Origin of the sequence: Brevundimonas sp. (assembly GCF_052436175.1) — a bacterium.
Taxonomy (GTDB): domain Bacteria; phylum Pseudomonadota; class Alphaproteobacteria; order Caulobacterales; family Caulobacteraceae; genus Brevundimonas.
On sequence record NZ_JBQVNM010000018.1, the window covers coordinates 1 to 17528 of the forward strand.

Consider the following 17528-nt stretch of genomic DNA (forward strand, 5'->3'; position numbering starts at 1 on the left):
ACCCCCGCGTCGGCCATCATGTGCAGATAGGCGCCGCGCACGTTGAGGTCGGCATGCTGGTCCTTGAGGAACATCAGGGCGGTGCCGAGATTGATGACGAAGCCGATGCCGGCGGTGATCATGACGATCCCCTCGGCCACCGGGGCCGGGTTGCTCAGGCGATGCACGGCCTCGACCGCGATCCAGCCGCAGGCGAGGATAAGCAGGAGGGCGTTGGCCAGGGCCGCCAGCACCGTCGCCTTGCGGTAGCCGTAGGTGCGCTGGGCGCCCGCGTTGCGTCGGGCCAGCCAGGTCGCGAACCCGGCCATGGCCAGGCCGAAGACGTCGGACAGATTGTGACCCGCATCGGCCATCAGGGCGGTGGACTGGGCGAACCAGCCGGCGCCGAACTCCACCGCGACGAAGGCGAGGTTGACGATCAGGGCGACCAGATAGCGCCAGTCGTCGGTATTGGCCGGGGCGTGGCTGTGGCCCGCATGGCCGTGGGAATGGCCGTGGCCGTGCGAATGCCCATGGGAATGGTCATGGTGCGCGTGATCGTGATCGCCATGATCGTGGGCCATGCGGCGCTGTAGTCCCCTGCCGTCGTTCCGTCAAATCGAGGGGCGGCTAAAGCCTTGAATGTAAATGTATAACCTAATGCTGATGGGTGACGACCAGCAGGCCGAGAGCGATCAGGGCGACGCCCAGAACCGCGCCCTCGTAGCGGGCCCAGCGCTCCAGCCTCAGGATCGAGAAGCCCGCCCGCGCCACTGCGGTCAGCAGCACCATCCCGCCGACGGTGCCGAGGGCGAAGGCCAGGGTCAGCAGGGCCAGAACATGCAGTCCCTCGGTGGCCGACGACAGATAGAGGGGCAGCAGCACCTCGCCCGGCGACAGGGCCATCATGGCCACCAGTCCGCCCAGCGCCGCCGCGTCGGACACGCGCGGCTCGGGCATTTCGAACTCCGGCCCGCCCGCCACGGCCGGGCGTTTGAGCAGGGCGCGGCTCAGATAGAAGGCGCCGAACAGGAACAGCATCACGGCCGACAGATGGGGCAGCAGGCCCTCCACCCAGCGGTCCAGCGCCAGTCCCGCCGCCACGATCAGCCCGCCGACCACGGCGGTCGAGACGATGTGGGCGATCCCCGCCGCCGCGGCGGCCCCCAGGGTCCGCCCCATGCCCCAGCCCTGGGCCCGGCCGACCAGAACGAAGGGCAGCCAGTGGGTGGGCAGGACCGCATGCAGGAAGGCGGCCACGAACCCGCCGCCCAGAAGCGACAACAGGACCGGTTGTTCGAGATCGGACGGCGACATCGCCGACCCCATAGCGCGTTACTTTATAACAGTCGAGAGAGAATCGCCATTCAGACGTCTCCGGTCAGGCCATCCGTCGGCGCTGGATCGTCATCGCCGCTCCGCCCGCCAGGATCAGGCCGAACAGGATCATGGCCCATTCGGTCATCGTCGGCACGGGTGTGGGCGCCACGACCGGATAGGGTGCGGTCGGGGCGACGGCCTTGGACGCGTTGGGATCGGTGCCGACGGCAGCATAGCTTGTGCAGCTTTCGGCCGTGCCGCTCGGGCTCGCGCCGCGCCTAGTGCAAGACAGATTGTGATAGGCCTCGGGCGGAGTGGTGAGGAAGATGAACAACTGATCGATCTTGTTCTCCGGGTCCACATAGCCGGCGCTCGTGTGCGTGGTCGGAGAACTGCAGGTGCGGGCTTCGCAGATCGGCAGATAGTTGGAGACCCTCCATCGTTGAATGATGGTGGAGATGCCGGTCAGGTTTCCGGCCGCGTCGGTCCAGACGTAAAAGCGATAGAGCCGGCTCTGTGGATCGCTCTTGTCATAGAGCGTCAGACCATCGTTGAACTGGTAGGCGGTGACTTGCGAGGTGATGTCCACCTGCGTCAGCCCGCCTGCGAGCGGCGTCGCCGTCTGGAACGTGCCCACGGGACGCTGGGCCGAGGAGAAGTTGGCGCAACCGCTTCCCGAAGAGCAGTTCGAGAAGTTGGTGAAGGTGTCATAGAGGTTGCCGTTGTAGCTGTAGGTCGTCTGCGCCGCGGCCGATCCGGCGACGAGCATCACGGCGCCGACCAGCAGCGCGCCAAGAGTTCTGAACATGATCGCGATCCCCGGACGCCCCGTGCGTCCCGGGATTCAAATTGCCCGAACCTAGCATGCGGCCGCGTGTCGCAAATCGTTGCAATGTGGTGCAAATCGCTGCGCCGCCCTGATCACTGGCGGAGCGCGGTTCCCCGGAGTCAGTTGGGGCGGGCCCCCGGGTCGGACAGCTTCAGGGCCGGCGCGTCCAGAACAGCCCAGACTTCGGGCATGTCCAGCGGCGCATCGCAGACCGCCTCGAGCGTGCGCCCGTCGCGGGTCAGATAGCGGACCGACAGGCCGGCGGCGCAACGGGCCTGAACCGCGTCGAACATGGCGCGGCTCTCGGTCTGGGGGTTGAAGCCCTCGACCGTGTCGATGATCGGTTCGCCCGACAGCACGCCGCAGTCAGCGCCGTCCAGCTTCAGGGCACCGGGGTTGTCGAAGAAGCCGTAGGAGCCGGTCTTGCAGTTGCGTTGGGCGACATGGAACAGGGCTGCGCCTTGCAGGTCCTTGTCGCCCGGCCGGTTCTCGATGCGGACGCCCAGGGCTGTTAGGCGGGCCTTGATCGTCGCCCACCGCTCAGCGCCGGGCCCATCGAGCAGGATGGCGACCGAGCTGTCCGGAGCAAGGCCGGCCCGGAAATCCGCCACGCCATAGCCTGTTTGAGGGTTCATGCGCGCGGCGTCGAGCATGGCCTTCCACAGGGTGAAGGCGTCGCCGGATCCGGCCTGACGCAGCTCCAGATCTGCGATCCACTGGATCAGGGCGCCGCAGTTGTAGGGGCCGCTGCCGGAGCGAAGGGTGGCGGGGCGAAGGTCGCGGTCGCCGAGGGTGCGCCGGCAACCATTCAGATAGCCGGTCAGCACGTCGCGGCCCTGAGTCTCGGTCAGGCTGTCCGTCGAAACGGCGCCGATGAGGGCCGCGAGATTGGCGCCGCCTTCGTGCAGCCAGGGCGCTGAGTCGCCGTCGCGGCTGACGACGCCGTGCCCGTTCCAAAGATGGAAGGTCTCGTGCCAGATGAAGGTCGTCAGCGCCTCCTCCGCGCCGCGCCAGGCGTCCCCCTGAAAGCGGAGCGAGATCACCCCCGTGTCCGTTACGTCGCCCCGGAAGGTGGCCGGCCCGGGACTGTCCACGCTGACAAGAAGCGCCGGGCGATAGGGCAGGGCCGCCCCGAGTTGGGCCTCGTAGAAGGCCATGGAGCGGAAGAAGGCGGGGTTGAGCTGGCTGACCAGATCGGCGTCGACACTGTCGCCGGTCGCCACATCGCCGCGCGGGTCCGCGACGATTCCGGACGCGGGCCCGATATAGGCGTAGCCGTCGATGGCGTCGGTCTCAGGCAGGAACGCCTCGCCGGGCGCGAGAGCAAACTCCAGCATGGTCTCACCCGTCGCGGCCTTGAGGCCCGGGCCATAGATCACCTGCCCCTGCCCGATACGGCTGAGGCCCGGATAGACACGGTCCACCTCGGCGGCATCGGGCTTCAACTCCAGCTCAAAGGTGTCGAAGGGCTGATCGCTGCTGACCGCGCCGTCCGCGAGAACCAGACCCGGGGTGGTCACCGACCAGAGGGTGCGGATGGTGTCGCGGTCGGCGAAGGCAAAGGTCGTGACGGGGGCGGGAAGGCGATAGCGGACACGGATCCCGTCCGGCGTGCGGGCCGCCACGGCCTGGGTGGTTCCGGGCGACGCCGCATCCTGTGCGACGACCGGACTTGCGAGGAGCAGCGATGCGCAGAGCATCATCGCTGCGCCCAGAACCCTCGCACGATCAAACATCCGGAAACTCCGCCGTAAGTATCAGGCCAACGCCGGTGGCCGGCGTCAGGAGTAGAGCGACGCCCGATCCAGCGGCAGGCCAGAGGGGCCCGGGCGGCGTTTCTGGGCGACGGTCTGGTAGACGAGCACCGAGCCGCGCTCGAAGGCCTTTTTGAACAGGGCGAAATAGATCAGCCACAGCCGGGTCCGGGGTTCGCCGACGAGGGCGTAGGCCTCCTCGCGCCGGTCGTAGAGCCGCTCGGTCCAGTGCTTCAGCGTCAGTTCGAAATGCTCGCGCATGTCTTCGACGTCGAGGGTCTCGAAGCCGAGGCGGCCCAGGTTGGTCACCGTCATGCCGATGGTGTCCAGTTCGCCGCCGGGGAAGATGAAGCGGGTGATGACCTTGGTCGTGTCGGTCGGCTTGATCGGGTCGCGCCCACCGCGCCGCACCGAGGCCTGGTGGAAATAGAGGCCGCGCGGCTTCAGCAGGCGATGCATCTCGAGGAAGTGACGCTCGTGGTTGGCGAAGCCGACGTGCTCGAACATCTCGACCTGGGAGATGGCGTCATACTGGCCGGTGACGTTGCGGTAGTCCTTGAGCTCCAGGGTGATCCTGTCCGACAGGCCCTCGCGTTCGACCTTGGCGCGGCCGTAGTCGAGCTGGGCCTGGGACAGGGTCACGCCGTGGACGGTGACGCCGTAATGTTTCGCCGCCCAGCAGGACAGGCCGGCCCAGCCGCAGCCGACGTCGAGCAGTGTCTGGCCGGGTTTCAGCCGCAGCTTCTTGCAGATCCGGTCCAATTTCTCTTCCTGGGCCCGCTCCAGCGTCGTGGCGTGGTCGAGGAAATAGGCGCTGGAGTAGACCATCTCCGGGTCGAGGAAGAGCCGATAGAAGTCGTTGCCGACGTCATAGTGGAACTGGATGAAGTCCTGATCGCTGCGACCCGCCTTGTCGGCGCCGATGCCGTCGTTCCCCGTCTTGTCCCATTCCGGCAGTTCGGTGGCGCCCGCGTCCGAGCCGCCCAGCAGGAAGGGCACGGCGGCCTTCGCGACCAGCATCTTGTCGGCCCGCTTGGCCAGATGGACGGCGCGGCCGTGGTCCCAGCGGTCGGCGGCCTCCAGCGGGCTGCCGCCCTCGATGCGCAGGTCGCCCGAGGCGAACATCTCGAACAGGGTCATCAGGCCGGGTTTGAGCAGCAGCCGGCGCACGGCCGAGGGACGGGCCACCACGATCTGGATGTCGTCGCGCGCGTTCGGACCGAGCGGCAGGACCTCGCCGTTCCACAGCCTCAGCGACAGGTCGGCCTGCAGCAGGTCGGCGACATGGGCGGCGATGCGGCGGGCGGCGACGATACGGCTGTCGGAGACGTCGGAAGGCATGCAGGCGTCCTGATTTGGCTTGGGCGTTCTATGCACACAGATGCAGGTCAGGGCCAGACCGGGGCCGGTTTCGCTCCGGATGCGCCGTTTTGAGGCCCTTCGGCGTTGACTCGGACGGCCCCATCCGTATATGTCGCCGCTCTTCGCCCGCAGGGTCCCCTGTCGGGCGCTTCCTTTTTTGCGTTTACGCCGAGGCTTCAACATGTACGCGGTGATCAAGACCGGCGGCAAGCAGTACCGGGTCCAACCGGGCGACACCATTGTCGTGGAAAAACTGGCGGGCGACGCCGGCGCCAATGTTTCGCTGGGCGAAGTCCTGATGCTGGGCGGCGACAAGGGCGTGACCCTGGGCGCCCCGCTGATCGACGGCGCCACCGTCGCCGCGACCCTGATCGAGACCCGCAAGGGCGAGAAGATCAAGATCTTCAAGAAGACCCGCCGCCAGGGCTATCGCCGCACCAACGGCCACCGCCAGCAGGAAACCGTCCTGCGCATCACCGGCATCGAAGGCGCCGGCGAGAGCGCCAAGTGGGACGGCGAAGTCTCGCTGCTGACAAAGGCCGAGATCAACTTGCGCGCCCGCAACCTGGCCTCGCGCACCGCCGTGACCGCCGAGACGGTCGTCGTCGATCATGACGGCGCCCATGTCGACGCCGTGGTGGTCGAGGGTTCGGCTCCGGCCAAGAAGGCCCCGGCCAAGAAGAAGGCCGCGCCCAAGGCTGAAGTTTCGGGCGACGAAGCGTAAGAATTTCTGCTGCGCCGGAAACGGCGCGGCGGTGTATGGAACATGAGCGCGGACGGCCTGGGGCCCGAGGCGTAGAGGACGGAGCAGACCTATGGCTCACAAGAAATCCGGTGGTTCGTCGCGTAACGGTCGCGACTCCGAGTCGAAACGCCTTGGCGTCAAGAAGTTCGGCGGCGAGCGCGTGCTGGCCGGCAACATCCTGGTGCGCCAGCGCGGCACCCAGTTCCATCCCGGCGTGAACGTCGGCCTCGGCCGCGACCACACCCTTTTCGCCCTTGAGCACGGCTCGGTGAAATTCGCCCGTAAAGCCAACGGCCGTTGTTACGTGTCGATCGTACCGGCCAATGACGACGCCAAGGCGATGGCCGCCGAGTAACACGCCCGACATCGCCGGGTCGTGTTGCTCCTTCAAAGAAGCAGCCGATCCGGACCAGGGAAAATTTTCCGCGGGGAGTCTGGAACACCAGGCTCCCCGTTTGCGTTCCCCGCCTCGAAGACCGCCCGAGCCCTCCAAGGAGGCGGATCCGTGAGTGAGGCCGCGTCCATGTGCATCATCGAAACCCAGCCGGTCATCGAGACCCGGCGGCTGACCCTGCGCTCGCCCGGGGCCCAGGACATTCCCCGCATCGCCGCCCTGGCCAATGATCCCGAGATCGCGCGCATGACCCAGCGGATGCCCCATCCGTTCGGTCTCGGCGACGCCGAGGCCTTCGTCCTGCATGTCGCGGCCCAAGACCCGGCGCGGGCCGTGGCCTTCGTCATCGAGCACGAGGACCTGGGGCCGGTCGGCGTCATCGGCTTGCACGAGAGCGGAGACCCGGCGCCCGAGACCGGCTACTGGATCGGGCGAGAATTCTGGGGCCGGGGCTTCGCCACCGAGGCTCTGGAAGGGGCCCTGGTCTGGGCGGGTCGCAAGTGGAAGCGCCGCGCCCTGATGGCCGGGCATTTCGCCGACAACCCGGCCTCGGGACGCGTGCTGGAGAAGGCGGGCTTCCTCTACACCGGCGAGGTGCGGCGGCCGTTCAGTGATGCGCGGGGCGCGACGGCCGACAAGCGGATGATGGTCTGGCTGGCTTGACCACTAGGCCGCGGTCGTCGGCTCTTCGGGGCCTCCCGACCCGACCCGACCCGCGCGGGCTGGCGGCAAAGCCGCTGGCCCATGTCTGAGGACGAGGGTCGCCTAACCTCCCGCCAGACCCGGACCGAAGGCGAGGAAGGCAGCGGTGAGGCCGGCGGCGGTGGCGGCCACGGCGCCGGCGGCGAAGGCCACGACGATCCGCAGGCGGCGACGGCGGCGCCCGCCGGCCGGAAGCGTCCGGATCAGGACGAAGGGACCGCGCTTGAACGCTTCGGACCCGCTGATGTTGTGCTGGGACAAGGACGCCTCCCCGACTGTGACAGGCGACCGTCAGGCAGGCGCGGGATGGCCGAATGAAGGCGAACGCCGCTCGGCGACGAAGTCGTGATCCGCCAGCCGATGTTCCGTGTCCGGCGTTATCTCTACATCGAGACGGTGATCATCCGGCCGCCGCGCGTCTCGACCCGCTTCATCAGGACCACGCGCTCGCCCCCGGCGCCGGCCGAGACGGGCACGATCACGAACCAGCTTCCGTCCGGCAGACCGGCGACGGTGAACCGGTTGTCGGCGCAGGTTCCAGCCCGGACGAAGGAGCGATAGTCCGCGTTCGGATCGGCGACGGTGCGGGCCCGGACGACAGCTTCGGGCACGGCGGCCTGTTCGGTCGAGCCGTAAAGGGTGCGGAAGCGCGCGCGGGTATAGGGGGTGTCCGGCGTGAGGGCGACCGAGCCGGTGCAGCCAAAGGCCACGCCGTCGCGGCGATAGCCGATGCGGCCCTCGACAGAGGCCTGGCCCTGGCGGGTCGACCAGCCGAAGGCCTCGGCGTTGAAGGCGGAAGACGGCGGCGGGCCGTAGTTGGCGGCCGGGCCGGTGGCGCAGGCGGCGGTTCCGGCGACGAGGGCCGCCACGACGAGGATGGAGCGAACGGACATGGGCGGCCTCCCTTGAAGCGATGCGGCCCGTTTGCCCGGACCGGCCCTTCGAGACATACGCCCGGTCTGTGACAGGTCAAGGTCGCGGGGCCCGTGTCATCGCGGCGCAGGATCACGGATGGTTGCGGGGAGGGTCTGCGGGCGCCACAACCCGTGCAAAGGCCGGCGACCAGATCGGCCGACAGTTCCAGGGATTTTCCGCATGACCGTCGTCTTCGCCGATATCGAGGCCGCCCGGGCCCGCATCATGGGTCAGGTGGACCGCACCCCCGTCCGCCATTCACGCCGCCTGTCGGAACTGACCGGCGCCGAGGTCTGGGTGAAGTACGACAACCTGCATTTCACCGGCAGCTTCAAGGAACGGGGGGCGCTGAACCGGCTCCTGCTGCTGAGCCCGGAGGAGCGGCGGCGCGGGGTGGTGGCGGCCTCGGCGGGCAACCACGCCCAGGCCCTGGCCTATCACGGCGGCCGTCTGGGCGTGCCGGTGACCATCGTCATGCCCGAGGGCACCCCTTTCACCAAGATCGACGGCACCCGCAGCCACGGGGCCAATGTGGTCATCCACGGCGCCGACTTCTCCGCCTCGACCGAGGAGGCCCACCGGCTTGAAGAGGAGAAGGGCTATATCTTCGTCTCCGCCTTCGACGACGCGGGGATCGTCGCCGGCCAGGGCGTCTGCGCCATCGAGTTTCTGGAGGATGCGCCGGACCTCGACAGCCTCATCATCCCCATCGGCGGCGGGGGACTGATCGCCGGCTGCGCCATCGCGGCCAAGGCGATGAAGCCGGACATCCGTGTGTTCGGGGTGGAGGCGGCCATGTACCCGTCCTTCTCGGCCAAACGCCGGGGCGAGGCGCCGAAATGCGGCGGCGCCACCATCGCCGAGGGCATCGCCATCAAGGCCGTGGGCGACATCCCCTTCGCCTTGGCCGATCCCCTGGTCGAGGACGTCATGGTCTGCGACGAGGAGGATTTCGAGAAGGCCGTGGCCTTCTACGCCACCTATGAGAAGACGGTGGCCGAGGGCGCCGGGGCCGGGGGGCTGGCCGCCCTGCTGCGGCACCCCGAGCGGTTCGCGGGTCACAAGGTCGGTCTGGTGCTGTGCGGCGGCAATATCGACGCGCGGATGCTGGCGGTGGTGCTGAACCGCGAGATGGTCCGTGAACGGAGATTGATCGTCTACCGCATCCTCGGCGACGACCGGCCGGGCATGCTATCGGCCATGGCGGCGGTGATCGGCGGCAAGGGCGGCAATATCATCGACGTGGTCCACAACCGCCTGGCCCTCGACGTCCCGGCCAAGGGCGCCGAGTTCGACATCATGGTCGAAACACGCGATAGCGCCCACGCCGACGAGATCGGCCAGGCTTTGAAGGACAAGGGCTATGCGCTTCGCATGGGGTAGATCGGTTGTCGCGACCGGCTTGGCTATCGCTTTGTTGACGGTCGCGGCCTGCAATCGCGGCGCGGGCGCCTCTCCGACCGAGCTTGCGGACAATGCGAAGGCGGCCGAGGAATTCCTGGCGAAGAACGGCAAGGAACCGGGCGTCGTCACCCTGCCGTCGGGCCTGCAGTACAAGGTGGTGACGGCGGCCCCGGCGACCGCGCCCAGCCCCGACCGCAACGACCTGGTCCGGGTGGACTATGAGGGCGCCCTGATCGACGGGACGGTGTTCGACAGCTCGTTCCGCAAGGGCGTGCCCTATGCGACGACGCCGGAAGAGGTCGTGCCCGGCTGGACCGAGGCCCTGCAGAAGATGAAGGTCGGGGAGGAGTGGCTGCTCTACGTCCCGCCCGCCCTCGGCTATGGCGAGCAGCGCGCCGGCCAGATCCCGCCCAACTCCCTGCTGATCTTCCGCATCAAGCTGCTGGACATGCTGCCCGTCGCCGGCGGCGAGGTCAGGGGCGTGGGATCGGCCAACGGGTGATGATGTCAGGCCTCATTCGCGGCCCTTCAGTTATAGGCCGCTGTTATCCCTCTGGACTTGGCCAGCCTTGCATTCCGAGAAATTTGGGTACTCGTATGCAAGCGATATGTAGGTGTCGCTCAGGCTGACGGCGTTCACCGTCAGGCCTATCCCAGGCCTAGACGGGCTATCTGATGCCCTCCAGTAGGAGGCTTTCGTTCTTTCGTTCTCACGAATAGACGCCGCCCATTCGTTGGGACCGTCCCAAAGAGCGCGGGCACGGATAAAATCAAAATCGCTGTCCGCAGGTCCGTAGCGTTCAACAAGCGTCGCGTGCAGAGTGTCGAAGACGCTCCGCGCCTGAGACCCGTCTCGGTCGGCGCGAAGCGTCTTCCCAATACCGACTACTTTGCAGACTCCGTGCTGTCGGGTTGCGTACACGAGGTATGATTCAAAATTGGAGTTCGGATTTGGGGGCGAAACTCTATAGAAATTATCACCTTGGTCTTGTTCTATTCTAAGCGAAGATAGTGGCGTCCCCTGAGAGAGGCCAAATGCTTGAGCAAAAGCCGGAGAGTTCCAGAGGACACCGGACAGGATGAGCATTAGAAATATTGAGGGGCGCATCGATGGTCCTCATGTGAGCGACGCATCTTAAATCTGCATATCCGCGTTTTTCAACTGTCAAGAAGCGGTTTTGGAAGGCAGTCTGGAAAGACTCCAAGCTGCGGCGTCTCGGACAACCGGATTACAATCAGTCAGTAGGCGCTTGACTGCAGGAATGAGTGCCGGATCCCCGCTGTTGCCGATGGCGTAGAGGACGTTGCGGATGAACCGGTCGCGGCCGATCCGCTTGATCGGGCTTTTCGAGAACAGGGTGCGGAAGCCGGCGTCGTCGAGGGCGGCGAGTTCGGCCAATGGCGGGCTTTCCAGTGCGGGGCGTGGGGCCAGGCGGATCTCACGCGCGGTCTCGGCGAACTTGTTCCAGGGGCAGACCGCCAGACAGTCGTCGCAGCCATAGATGCGCGAGCCCGTGGCGATGCGGAATTCCTCCGGCCAGGGATCGGCGTATTCGATGGTCAGGTAGGAGAGGCAGCGCCGGGCGTCGAGCTGGAAGGGGGCCGGGAAGGCCTTCGTGGGGCAGGCGTCCAGACAGGCGGTGCAGGAGCCGCAGTGTTCGGTCTCTGCAGCGTCGGGCTCATAGTCGGCGGCCGAGAGAATGACGCCGAGGAACAGCCAGTTGCCCCGGGTGCGGCTGAGCAGATTGGTGTGCTTGCCCTGCCAGCCCAGACCGGCGCGCTGGGCCAGAGGTTTTTCCATCAGGGGGGCGGTGTCGACGAAGACCTTGACGTCTGGCGCGACGCCGCGCGCCTGCTGCCGGGCCGCGACCTGGCCGGCCAGCTGTTTCAGCCGGCCCTTGATGACCTCATGATAGTCGTCGCCCCGCGCATAGACGGAGATATAGCCGTTCGACCGGTCGGCCAGTTGCGGCAGGGGATCGCCGTCGGGGCCGTAGTTGAGACCCAGGACGATCGCGGTGCGGGCGCCGTCCCACATGGCGGTCGGGTGGGCCCGGCGCTCCAGCGTCGTCTCCATCCAGCCCATGTCGCCGTGACGGCCCGCCTCGACGAAATGCGCCAGCCGCTCGCCCGCGCTCCACGGCTCGGCGGCCGAGGCGAAGCGGCAGACGTCGAAGCCGAGTTCGGCCGCCTGGCTACGGATGAAGTCGCGGGGATCGGCGGCCATGGCCAGCGGTGTCCCATAACTGGGCCTGCCGAGAAAGCCGGTCGGCGGGAATCAGAAGTCCAGGTCGGCGTAGTGGGCGGCGGCGGCCAGGCCCTGGAAGCGGTCGCTGAGCAGAGGGCGGAAGCTGGGCCGCGACTTCACCTTCACATACCAGTCCTTGAGCGAGGGCCAACTGGCCCAGGCGATCTCGCCGAAGTAGTCGAGCACCGACAGGTGGGCGGCGGCGATCAGGTCGGCCTGTGAGAGGTGGCGGCCCGCCAGCCGGTCGCGCGATCCGGCCAGACCCTCCAGCATCAGCAGATGCTCCTTCAGCGCCGCACGGCCGTCGCGCAGGGCGCGGGCCTCGGGTGGGCCGAGACGGAGCAGGGGTTTTTCCAGACGCTCGTGCAGCAAGACGGCGTTGACCTCGTCGGAGAAGCGGCGCTCGAACCAGGCGGTCAGGCGGCGGGCCTCGGCCCGTTCGCGCGGGTCGGCGGGGAGCAGAAGCGGCGATTTTTGCTGATCCTCGATCCAGCCGAGGATGGCCGAGGCTTCGCACAGGGTCAGGCGGTGACGCCCCTGTTCGATCTGCAACACCGGCGGCATGGCCGAGGGGTTGAGGGCGATCAGGGGGCAGTCCGGCTCCCACGGACGCACGACCGTCTCGGCGACCTCGATCCGCGCCTCGCCCAAGGCCAGACGCACGGTGCGCGAGGCGGGGTCGAACGGGAAATGGAAGAGGACGGCGGCGGACATCGCGCCACTCCTGCGCCCTAGTTCTTAAGGCCGCGTTTACCCCGACCGGTTCAGCCGCCGGTCACCGGGACGGAGGGCGCGCGCAGGCGCGGGTCGGGGTGGATGATGACGTCCGCGCCCGGGACGGCGGCGTGGATGCGGCCCTCGGCCTCCACGACGATGGCGTGGGCCTGATCGAGCGTCAGGGCCGGGTCGAGGTCGACATGCATCTGGATATGGGTGGCCGAGCCGGTCATCCGGGTGCGCAGGGCGTGCAGGCCGCCGATGCGCGGATCGGACAGGACGGCCGAGGTGACGGCGGCGGCGACGGCCTCCGGCGCGGCCCGGTCCAGCAACTGGTCGGCGGCCTGACGCAGCAGGCCGACCGCGCCCCAGAACAGCCAGATGGCGACGATCAGGCCTGCGGCGGCGTCCAGCCCGGGCGCCTTGAGCCAGGCGCCGGAGATGACGCCGATCAGCACCACGACGCTGGCGGCCAGGTCGGCGGCGTAGTGGCTGCGGTCCCCCTCGACGGCGAGGGACGGCGCCTGTTTCAGCGCCCGCCCCTGCATCCAGACCAGTCCCGAGGTGATGAGGATGGAGATCAGGACGACCCCGACGGCCCAGCCGCCCGCCACCACCGGCTGGGGAACGAAAATGCGTTGCAGGGCCTCCCAGCCGATGAAGACGGCCGAGGCGAAGATCAGGCCGGACTGGACCAGTGCCGACATGGCCTCGCCCTTGCCATGGCCAAAGCGATGCTCGGCGTCGGCCGGGGCGGCGGCCCAGCGCACGGCGTAGAATGTGGCCAGGGACGCCGCCAGATCGAGCGCCGAATCCGTCAGGGAGGCCAGGATGGAGACCGAGCCGGAGGCCCCGTAGGCGAAGGCCTTGAGCGCGATCAGGACGACGGCGGCGACCACCGACAGCCGGGTGATGTCGCGGGCGACCCGGGCTGCATCGACCGGCGCCGAAGCCGGGGCGGCCGCTTCGGGCGTTTCAGTCGGCGCGGGTTCGGCATCGACGGAGGAGGTCATCGGGGCCTTTTCGCCCAACGGCGCGCGATTGCCAATCCGATGCGCGTGCCGCGTCTCGCCTATCCGATCCGGCCTCGGTATGAACGGCCTGCGCCGCCCGACATCCTCGTCTCCGGGCCGCGAGGGATGTCGAGATGTCGGACTGGCTGGCGGCGCTGATTCTGGGTCTGGTCGAGGGGCTGACCGAGTTCATTCCGGTCTCCTCGACGGGCCACATGCTGCTGCTGGGCCATTTCCTCGGCTTCGAGAGCACCGGCAAGACCTTCGAGATCGTCATCCAGCTGGGCGCCCTCATGGCCATCATCAGCGTCTATTTCCGGCGGCTGTGGACCCTGGCCACGCGCTGGCCCTTCGATCCGGCGGCGCGGCGGTTCCTGATCGGGCTTCTGGTCGCCTTCGCCCCGGCGGTGGTGATCGGCTTTCTGGCCTATGACTTCATCAAGACGGTGCTGTTCGAGACCCCGACCGTGGTCTGCTGGGCCCTGATCGTCGGCGGGGTGCTGCTGCTGCTGCTGGACCGGATGAAGAAGGTTCCGGTCTATCTGGATGCGGACCGCTATCCGATGCGGGTCTATTTCCTGGTCGGCCTGTTCCAGTGCCTGGCCATGATCCCGGGCGTGTCGCGCTCGGGCGCCACGATCGCGGGCGGGCTGCTGCTGGGCACGGACAAGCGGTCGGCGGCGGAGTTCAGCTTCTTCCTCGCCCTGCCCACCATGGGGGCGGCGGTGGCCTATGACCTGCTGAAGAACTGGAGCCGGCTGGACTTCAGCGACGCCGGACTGATCGCCGTCGGCTTCATCGCGGCCTTCGTCACCGCCCTGGCGGTGGTGCGGCTGCTGCTGGACTTCGTGTCCCGCAACGGCTTCGCCCCCTTCGCCTGGTGGCGGATCGTGGTCGGGGTCGTGGGACTGGGCCTGCTCTACGCAGGCTTCTGAATTCACGCGGCCGGTCAGGCCGCCGCGAGTTCCGTAGCCGCCGGGCCTTCGGCGAACTGGCCGCCCTTGCGGTAGCGCCAGAGGTAGGAGGGGGCGATGGCCTCCAGGCCGGTCGGTTCGATGCCCAGTTCGGCCAGACCCTCGGCGCCGGGGGCGACGATGTTGTCGGTTTCCAGCATCACCACCTGGTCGCGCGTCAGGGGCGGGGCCATGCCGACGAACCGGGTCATCTGCATGAAGCCGCCCAGAATCTTCGCCGCGAAGAAGGGCAGGGGCGCCAGCAGGCGGTCACGGCCGGTCTCGCGCAGGATGTACTGGAGGATGGATTTGAAGCTCCACACCTCGGGCCCGCCCAGCTCGAAGGTGCGGCCGGCCGCATCGGCCCGGGTCACGGCGCGGGCGATGGCCTCGGCGACGTCGCCGACATAGACGGGCTGGAACTTCGTCTCGCCGCCGCCGATCAGGGGCAGGGCGGGGGCCATGGTCGCCATGGAGGCGAAGCGGTTCAGGAAGCCGTCGCCGGCGCCGAAGACGATCGAGGGGCGAATGATGACGGCGTCGGGACGGACAGCGCGCACCGCGGCCTCGGCCTGGCCCTTGGTGCGGGCGTAATCGGCCGCGCCGTTCGCATCGGCGCCGATCGCGGAGATCTGAACCAGACGGCCGACGCCCAGATCACGGGCGGCCTCGGCGATGTTGACGGCGGCGTCGACATGCAGGGTCTGGAAGCTGCGCTTGCCGGCCTCGTGCAGGACGCCCACCAGATTGACGGCGGCGTCTGCGCCCCGGAGGGCCGCGGCCACATCGGCCTTCGAGGTCACGTCGCAGCGTGTCAGCTGGATCTGGCCCACATCGCCGAGCGGACGGAGTTCCGGCGCCAGGTTCGGATTGCGCACGGCCACCCGCACCCGCCAGCCGGCCTTGGCCAGGGCGCGGACGGTCTGGGTTCCGACGAAACCGGAGCCGCCGAAGACGGTGACGAGGCCGGGGCTGAACGCGGACATGTGCGGCTCCTTCGCGATGCAGCGCAGGGCTTAAACCAAGCACACGAGGGACGAAAGAGCGCGAGGTCGATGTGGCCCGGAATCAAAAGCCCCGCCGCGTCGAAACGCGGCGGGGCTCAAGAATATGGTGCCCAGAAGAGGACTCGAACCTCCACGGCCTTTCGGCCACTGGCACCTGAAGCCAGCGCGTCTACCAATTCCGCCATCTGGGCCCAGACTGGTCCGTCTCCCCACACATGCGGAGGCGTCTTCGTCCGGAAGGCGCGGACCTCTAAGGCAGAGCCCGGAGGTGGTCAACAGGGTTTTTGAATGTTTGTTCTGGATTGCTGGCCGCGAGCCCGGAGGCCGTCAGGTGCAATCCCGCAGAGGCCGTGTATACAACGCCCATGACCGTATATCTGCACCAGGGCGACCTGCCCGACGGCCTGGACCTGGGCTCCGAGGTCGCCGTCGATTCCGAGACCATGGGCCTGCGCTATCACCGCGATCCGCTGTGTGTGGTCCAGCTGTCGGACGGCAAGGGCGACGCCCATGTCGTGCGGCTGAACCGGCCCGCCTATGACTGTCCGAACCTGAAGGCCCTGATGGCCGATCCGAAAGTGCTGAAGATTTTCCACTTCGGCCGGTTCGACATCGCCATGATGCAGCTCTACCTCGGGGTCGAGACCGCGCCCGTCTATTGCACCAAGATCGCCTCCAAACTGGCCCGCACCTATACGGACCGGCACGGGCTGAAGGATGTGGTGCGCGAATGCGCGGGCGTGGACCTCAGCAAGGCCCAGCAGTCCTCGGACTGGGGGGCGGCGGAACTCAGCCAGGCCCAGCTGGACTATGCGGCGTCCGACGTCCTCTATCTGCATCAGGTGAAGGCGCGGCTGGATCAGATGCTGGCGCGCGAGGGGCGGACCGAACTGGCCCGCGCCTGTTTCGACTTCCTGCCGACCCGGTCGAGACTGGACCTTGAAGGCTGGGAAGAGATGGACATCTTCGCCCATAGCTGAGCCATGACCGACCTGCCGCCCCTCCCGTCAGAACCCTCCGCCGATGCGGTCGAGGCGCGCCGCGCCGCCGACGAGGCGCGTCTGGCGGCGGCGGGCCAGAAGTGGCGGACGCGGTCGCGGCGCGTGGCGCTTTACCGCCGTTTGCTGCCGATCCTGATTCTGGTGCTGGCGGGCGGGGCCCTGACCTGGACGGTGTTCCGCACGGTCATGTCGGGGGTCGAGCGCAAGGCGGCCCAGAGCCGTGAGGTGCGGTTCGACAGCCTGATGTTCCGGGGTCAGGACGCCCAGGGCCGCTCCTTCCTGGTCGGGGCCAAGGGCGCCGTCCGCGATCCCCGCACGGGCCAGTTCAGCCTGGTCGGCCCGGTGCTGAAGCTGAACCTCGGCGGACGCAAGGTCACCGAGCTGACCGCCGACGCCGGCGTCTATGACGAGGCGAAGAAGACGGTCACCATCGGCCCCAATGTGAAGATTTCGGATGGCGGCTCCGGTTTCGTCCTGACCACGCCCGAGGCGGTGGTGGATACGGCCACCGGGGTGGTGACGGGATCCAAGGGCGTAAACGGCGCCGGACCCCTTGGCGTAATTTCGGCTTCGTCCTATGCCATCTATGATCAGGGCGAGCGGGTGGTGTTCAACGGCGCGCCCGGAACCAAGATCAAGGGCGTGTTCAACACGACGCCAAACGAATGATGCGGGTGAACGAGATGTCCATGAAACGCTCCGTCGTCGCGGCCGCCGCCGCCCTGTCGCTGTTGGCCGTGGTCGGCGGCGCGACGGCCCAGTCGCGCGCCAACGTCAGCCGTCAGCCGATCCAGGTCGGGGCCAACACCGGCGAGTACACCCCCACCGGCTTCTCCCTGCGCGATCAGGTCGAGATCACCCAGGGACCGAACCGGCTGCGCGCCGACGCCATCGAGGGCGCACGCGGGTCGGGCGACCAGATCAATACGGTGACCGCGTCCGGCGGCGTCTACTACGTCACGCCGAACGAGACGATACGGGGCGACCGGGCCGTCTACACGGTGTCCAACGCAACCATCGTGGTGACCGGCGACGTGATCCTGACCCAGGGCAAGAACGTCCTGACCGGCTCGCGCCTGACCTATAATGTCGATACGGGCGCGGCCAGCATGGCCTCCAGCGCGGGCAGCCGCATCCAGGGCGTCTTCTATCCGCAGGGCAGCGGCGGCTGAGGCCGTCGGGAAT

At 67.9% G+C, this 17528-nt stretch carries 20 protein-coding genes and 1 tRNA gene; 9 read left to right on the forward strand and 12 right to left on the reverse strand.

Going from position 1 to position 17528, the window contains the following annotated elements; translation table 11 throughout:
- From ACT6QK_RS06300 to ACT6QK_RS06320, 5 genes are all read right to left on the reverse strand, one after another.
- Positions 1-563: cation diffusion facilitator family transporter (locus ACT6QK_RS06300; protein ID WP_444596965.1), on the reverse strand; the 563-nt coding region annotated here is incomplete at its 3' end.
- A gap of 73 nt (positions 564-636) precedes the next feature.
- A complete protein-coding gene (locus ACT6QK_RS06305; RefSeq protein ID WP_444596966.1) occupies positions 637-1296 on the reverse strand; it encodes a hypothetical protein in 660 nt (219 codons plus the stop codon).
- Between the two features lie 64 nt (positions 1297-1360).
- Positions 1361-2107, reverse strand: coding sequence for an IPTL-CTERM sorting domain-containing protein (locus tag ACT6QK_RS06310; protein WP_444596967.1), 747 nt, complete (start codon positions 2105-2107; stop codon positions 1361-1363).
- A 140-nt stretch (positions 2108-2247) separates the two neighbouring features.
- The gene (locus tag ACT6QK_RS06315; protein WP_444596968.1) at positions 2248-3864 is read right to left on the reverse strand and encodes a hypothetical protein; all 1617 of its coding nucleotides are present in this window, start codon (positions 3862-3864) and stop codon (positions 2248-2250) included.
- A gap of 45 nt (positions 3865-3909) precedes the next feature.
- Entirely contained in the window at positions 3910-5223 is a 1314-nt protein-coding gene (locus ACT6QK_RS06320; protein WP_444596969.1) for a class I SAM-dependent methyltransferase, read from the reverse strand.
- Positions 5224-5425: 202 nt separating this feature from the next.
- On the opposite strand from ACT6QK_RS06320, the gene rplU reads away from it, so the two are divergent.
- From rplU to ACT6QK_RS06335, 3 genes are all read left to right on the forward strand, one after another.
- Entirely contained in the window at positions 5426-5968 is a 543-nt protein-coding gene (gene rplU / locus ACT6QK_RS06325; protein WP_444596970.1) for a 50S ribosomal protein L21, read from the forward strand.
- Between the two features lie 91 nt (positions 5969-6059).
- Positions 6060-6344 carry a 50S ribosomal protein L27 gene (gene rpmA, locus ACT6QK_RS06330; protein ID WP_444596971.1) on the forward strand — a complete coding sequence of 95 codons (285 nt, stop codon included), beginning with the start codon at positions 6060-6062 and terminating at the stop codon, positions 6342-6344.
- A 168-nt stretch (positions 6345-6512) separates the two neighbouring features.
- Positions 6513-7046, forward strand: a complete 534-nt coding sequence (locus tag ACT6QK_RS06335) for a GNAT family N-acetyltransferase (protein ID WP_444597013.1) — start codon at positions 6513-6515, stop codon at positions 7044-7046.
- 102 nt (positions 7047-7148) lie between these two features.
- Here ACT6QK_RS06335 and ACT6QK_RS06340 read toward each other — a convergent pair whose 3' ends face one another.
- Positions 7149-7346, reverse strand: coding sequence for a hypothetical protein (locus ACT6QK_RS06340; RefSeq protein ID WP_444596972.1), 198 nt, complete (start codon positions 7344-7346; stop codon positions 7149-7151).
- A 122-nt stretch (positions 7347-7468) separates the two neighbouring features.
- Positions 7469-7978: a hypothetical protein gene (locus ACT6QK_RS06345; RefSeq protein WP_444596973.1), complete on the reverse strand. Its 510-nt coding sequence runs from the start codon at positions 7976-7978 to the stop codon at positions 7469-7471.
- Positions 7979-8180: 202 nt separating this feature from the next.
- On the opposite strand from ACT6QK_RS06345, the gene ACT6QK_RS06350 reads away from it, so the two are divergent.
- Both ACT6QK_RS06350 and ACT6QK_RS06355 read left to right on the forward strand, forming a co-directional pair.
- Positions 8181-9383: a threonine ammonia-lyase gene (locus tag ACT6QK_RS06350; protein WP_444596974.1), complete on the forward strand. Its 1203-nt coding sequence runs from the start codon at positions 8181-8183 to the stop codon at positions 9381-9383.
- On the forward strand, positions 9364-9906 hold the full coding sequence (locus tag ACT6QK_RS06355) for an FKBP-type peptidyl-prolyl cis-trans isomerase (protein WP_444596975.1): 543 nt from the start codon (positions 9364-9366) through the stop codon (positions 9904-9906). Before ACT6QK_RS06350 ends, ACT6QK_RS06355 begins: the two co-directional genes overlap by 20 nt.
- Positions 9907-10569: 663 nt before the next feature.
- Here ACT6QK_RS06355 and queG read toward each other — a convergent pair.
- The 3 genes from queG to ACT6QK_RS06370 are packed head-to-tail and all read right to left on the reverse strand — an operon-like array spanning position 10570 to position 13382.
- On the reverse strand, positions 10570-11631 hold the full coding sequence (gene queG / locus ACT6QK_RS06360; protein WP_444596976.1) for a tRNA epoxyqueuosine(34) reductase QueG: 1062 nt from the start codon (positions 11629-11631) through the stop codon (positions 10570-10572).
- 51 nt (positions 11632-11682) lie between these two features.
- Complete coding sequence (gene fzlA, locus ACT6QK_RS06365) at positions 11683-12366, reverse strand: FtsZ-binding protein FzlA (protein ID WP_444596977.1); 684 nt, start codon at positions 12364-12366, stop codon at positions 11683-11685.
- Positions 12367-12416: 50 nt separating this feature from the next.
- Positions 12417-13382 (reverse strand): cation diffusion facilitator family transporter, encoded by a 966-nt coding sequence (locus ACT6QK_RS06370; protein ID WP_444596978.1) that lies wholly within the window; start codon positions 13380-13382, stop codon positions 12417-12419.
- A gap of 134 nt (positions 13383-13516) precedes the next feature.
- Between ACT6QK_RS06370 and ACT6QK_RS06375 the strand changes: the two genes are divergently transcribed.
- Positions 13517-14317: an undecaprenyl-diphosphate phosphatase gene (locus ACT6QK_RS06375; RefSeq protein ID WP_444596979.1), complete on the forward strand. Its 801-nt coding sequence runs from the start codon at positions 13517-13519 to the stop codon at positions 14315-14317.
- 14 nt (positions 14318-14331) lie between these two features.
- On the opposite strand, the gene ACT6QK_RS06380 is transcribed toward ACT6QK_RS06375, so the two are convergent.
- Both ACT6QK_RS06380 and ACT6QK_RS06385 read right to left on the reverse strand, forming a co-directional pair.
- Positions 14332-15321, reverse strand: a complete 990-nt coding sequence (locus tag ACT6QK_RS06380) for a complex I NDUFA9 subunit family protein (protein WP_444596980.1) — start codon at positions 15319-15321, stop codon at positions 14332-14334.
- A gap of 125 nt (positions 15322-15446) precedes the next feature.
- Positions 15447-15533: transfer RNA gene (locus ACT6QK_RS06385), tRNA-Leu, on the reverse strand.
- A 174-nt stretch (positions 15534-15707) separates the two neighbouring features.
- Between ACT6QK_RS06385 and ACT6QK_RS06390 the strand changes: the two genes are divergently transcribed.
- From ACT6QK_RS06390 to ACT6QK_RS06400, 3 genes are read left to right on the forward strand one after another with little or no spacing between them, the layout of a single operon-like run.
- Positions 15708-16322: a ribonuclease D gene (locus ACT6QK_RS06390; protein WP_444596981.1), complete on the forward strand. Its 615-nt coding sequence runs from the start codon at positions 15708-15710 to the stop codon at positions 16320-16322.
- 3 nt (positions 16323-16325) lie between these two features.
- Positions 16326-17012, forward strand: a complete 687-nt coding sequence (gene lptC, locus ACT6QK_RS06395) for an LPS export ABC transporter periplasmic protein LptC (RefSeq protein ID WP_444596982.1) — start codon at positions 16326-16328, stop codon at positions 17010-17012.
- A gap of 20 nt (positions 17013-17032) precedes the next feature.
- Complete coding sequence (locus ACT6QK_RS06400) at positions 17033-17515, forward strand: LptA/OstA family protein (RefSeq protein ID WP_444596983.1); 483 nt, start codon at positions 17033-17035, stop codon at positions 17513-17515.
- The last annotated feature ends 13 nt before the right edge of the window (positions 17516-17528 follow it).

Bases quoted from the DNA above. Each gene is read 5' to 3' on its own strand.
- ACT6QK_RS06335 (WP_444597013.1), top strand. From the start codon at position 6,513: ATGTGCATCATCGAAACCCAGCCGGTCATCGAGACCCGGCGGCTGACC.
- lptC (WP_444596982.1), top strand. From the start codon at position 16,326: ATGACCGACCTGCCGCCCCTCCCGTCAGAACCCTCCGCCGATGCGGTC.
- ACT6QK_RS06310 (WP_444596967.1), bottom strand. From the start codon at position 2,107: ATGTTCAGAACTCTTGGCGCGCTGCTGGTCGGCGCCGTGATGCTCGTC.
- queG (WP_444596976.1), bottom strand. From the start codon at position 11,631: ATGGCCGCCGATCCCCGCGACTTCATCCGTAGCCAGGCGGCCGAACTC.
- fzlA (WP_444596977.1), bottom strand. From the start codon at position 12,366: ATGTCCGCCGCCGTCCTCTTCCATTTCCCGTTCGACCCCGCCTCGCGC.
- ACT6QK_RS06350 (WP_444596974.1), top strand. From the start codon at position 8,181: ATGACCGTCGTCTTCGCCGATATCGAGGCCGCCCGGGCCCGCATCATG.
- ACT6QK_RS06380 (WP_444596980.1), bottom strand. From the start codon at position 15,321: ATGTCCGCGTTCAGCCCCGGCCTCGTCACCGTCTTCGGCGGCTCCGGT.
- rplU (WP_444596970.1), top strand. From the start codon at position 5,426: ATGTACGCGGTGATCAAGACCGGCGGCAAGCAGTACCGGGTCCAACCG.
- ACT6QK_RS06390 (WP_444596981.1), top strand. From the start codon at position 15,708: ATGACCGTATATCTGCACCAGGGCGACCTGCCCGACGGCCTGGACCTG.
- ACT6QK_RS06320 (WP_444596969.1), bottom strand. From the start codon at position 5,223: ATGCCTTCCGACGTCTCCGACAGCCGTATCGTCGCCGCCCGCCGCATC.
- rpmA (WP_444596971.1), top strand. From the start codon at position 6,060: ATGGCTCACAAGAAATCCGGTGGTTCGTCGCGTAACGGTCGCGACTCC.
- ACT6QK_RS06370 (WP_444596978.1), bottom strand. From the start codon at position 13,382: ATGACCTCCTCCGTCGATGCCGAACCCGCGCCGACTGAAACGCCCGAA.
- ACT6QK_RS06375 (WP_444596979.1), top strand. From the start codon at position 13,517: ATGTCGGACTGGCTGGCGGCGCTGATTCTGGGTCTGGTCGAGGGGCTG.
- ACT6QK_RS06345 (WP_444596973.1), bottom strand. From the start codon at position 7,978: ATGTCCGTTCGCTCCATCCTCGTCGTGGCGGCCCTCGTCGCCGGAACC.
- ACT6QK_RS06355 (WP_444596975.1), top strand. From the start codon at position 9,364: ATGCGCTTCGCATGGGGTAGATCGGTTGTCGCGACCGGCTTGGCTATC.
- ACT6QK_RS06315 (WP_444596968.1), bottom strand. From the start codon at position 3,864: ATGTTTGATCGTGCGAGGGTTCTGGGCGCAGCGATGATGCTCTGCGCA.
- ACT6QK_RS06305 (WP_444596966.1), bottom strand. From the start codon at position 1,296: ATGTCGCCGTCCGATCTCGAACAACCGGTCCTGTTGTCGCTTCTGGGC.
- ACT6QK_RS06400 (WP_444596983.1), top strand. From the start codon at position 17,033: ATGAAACGCTCCGTCGTCGCGGCCGCCGCCGCCCTGTCGCTGTTGGCC.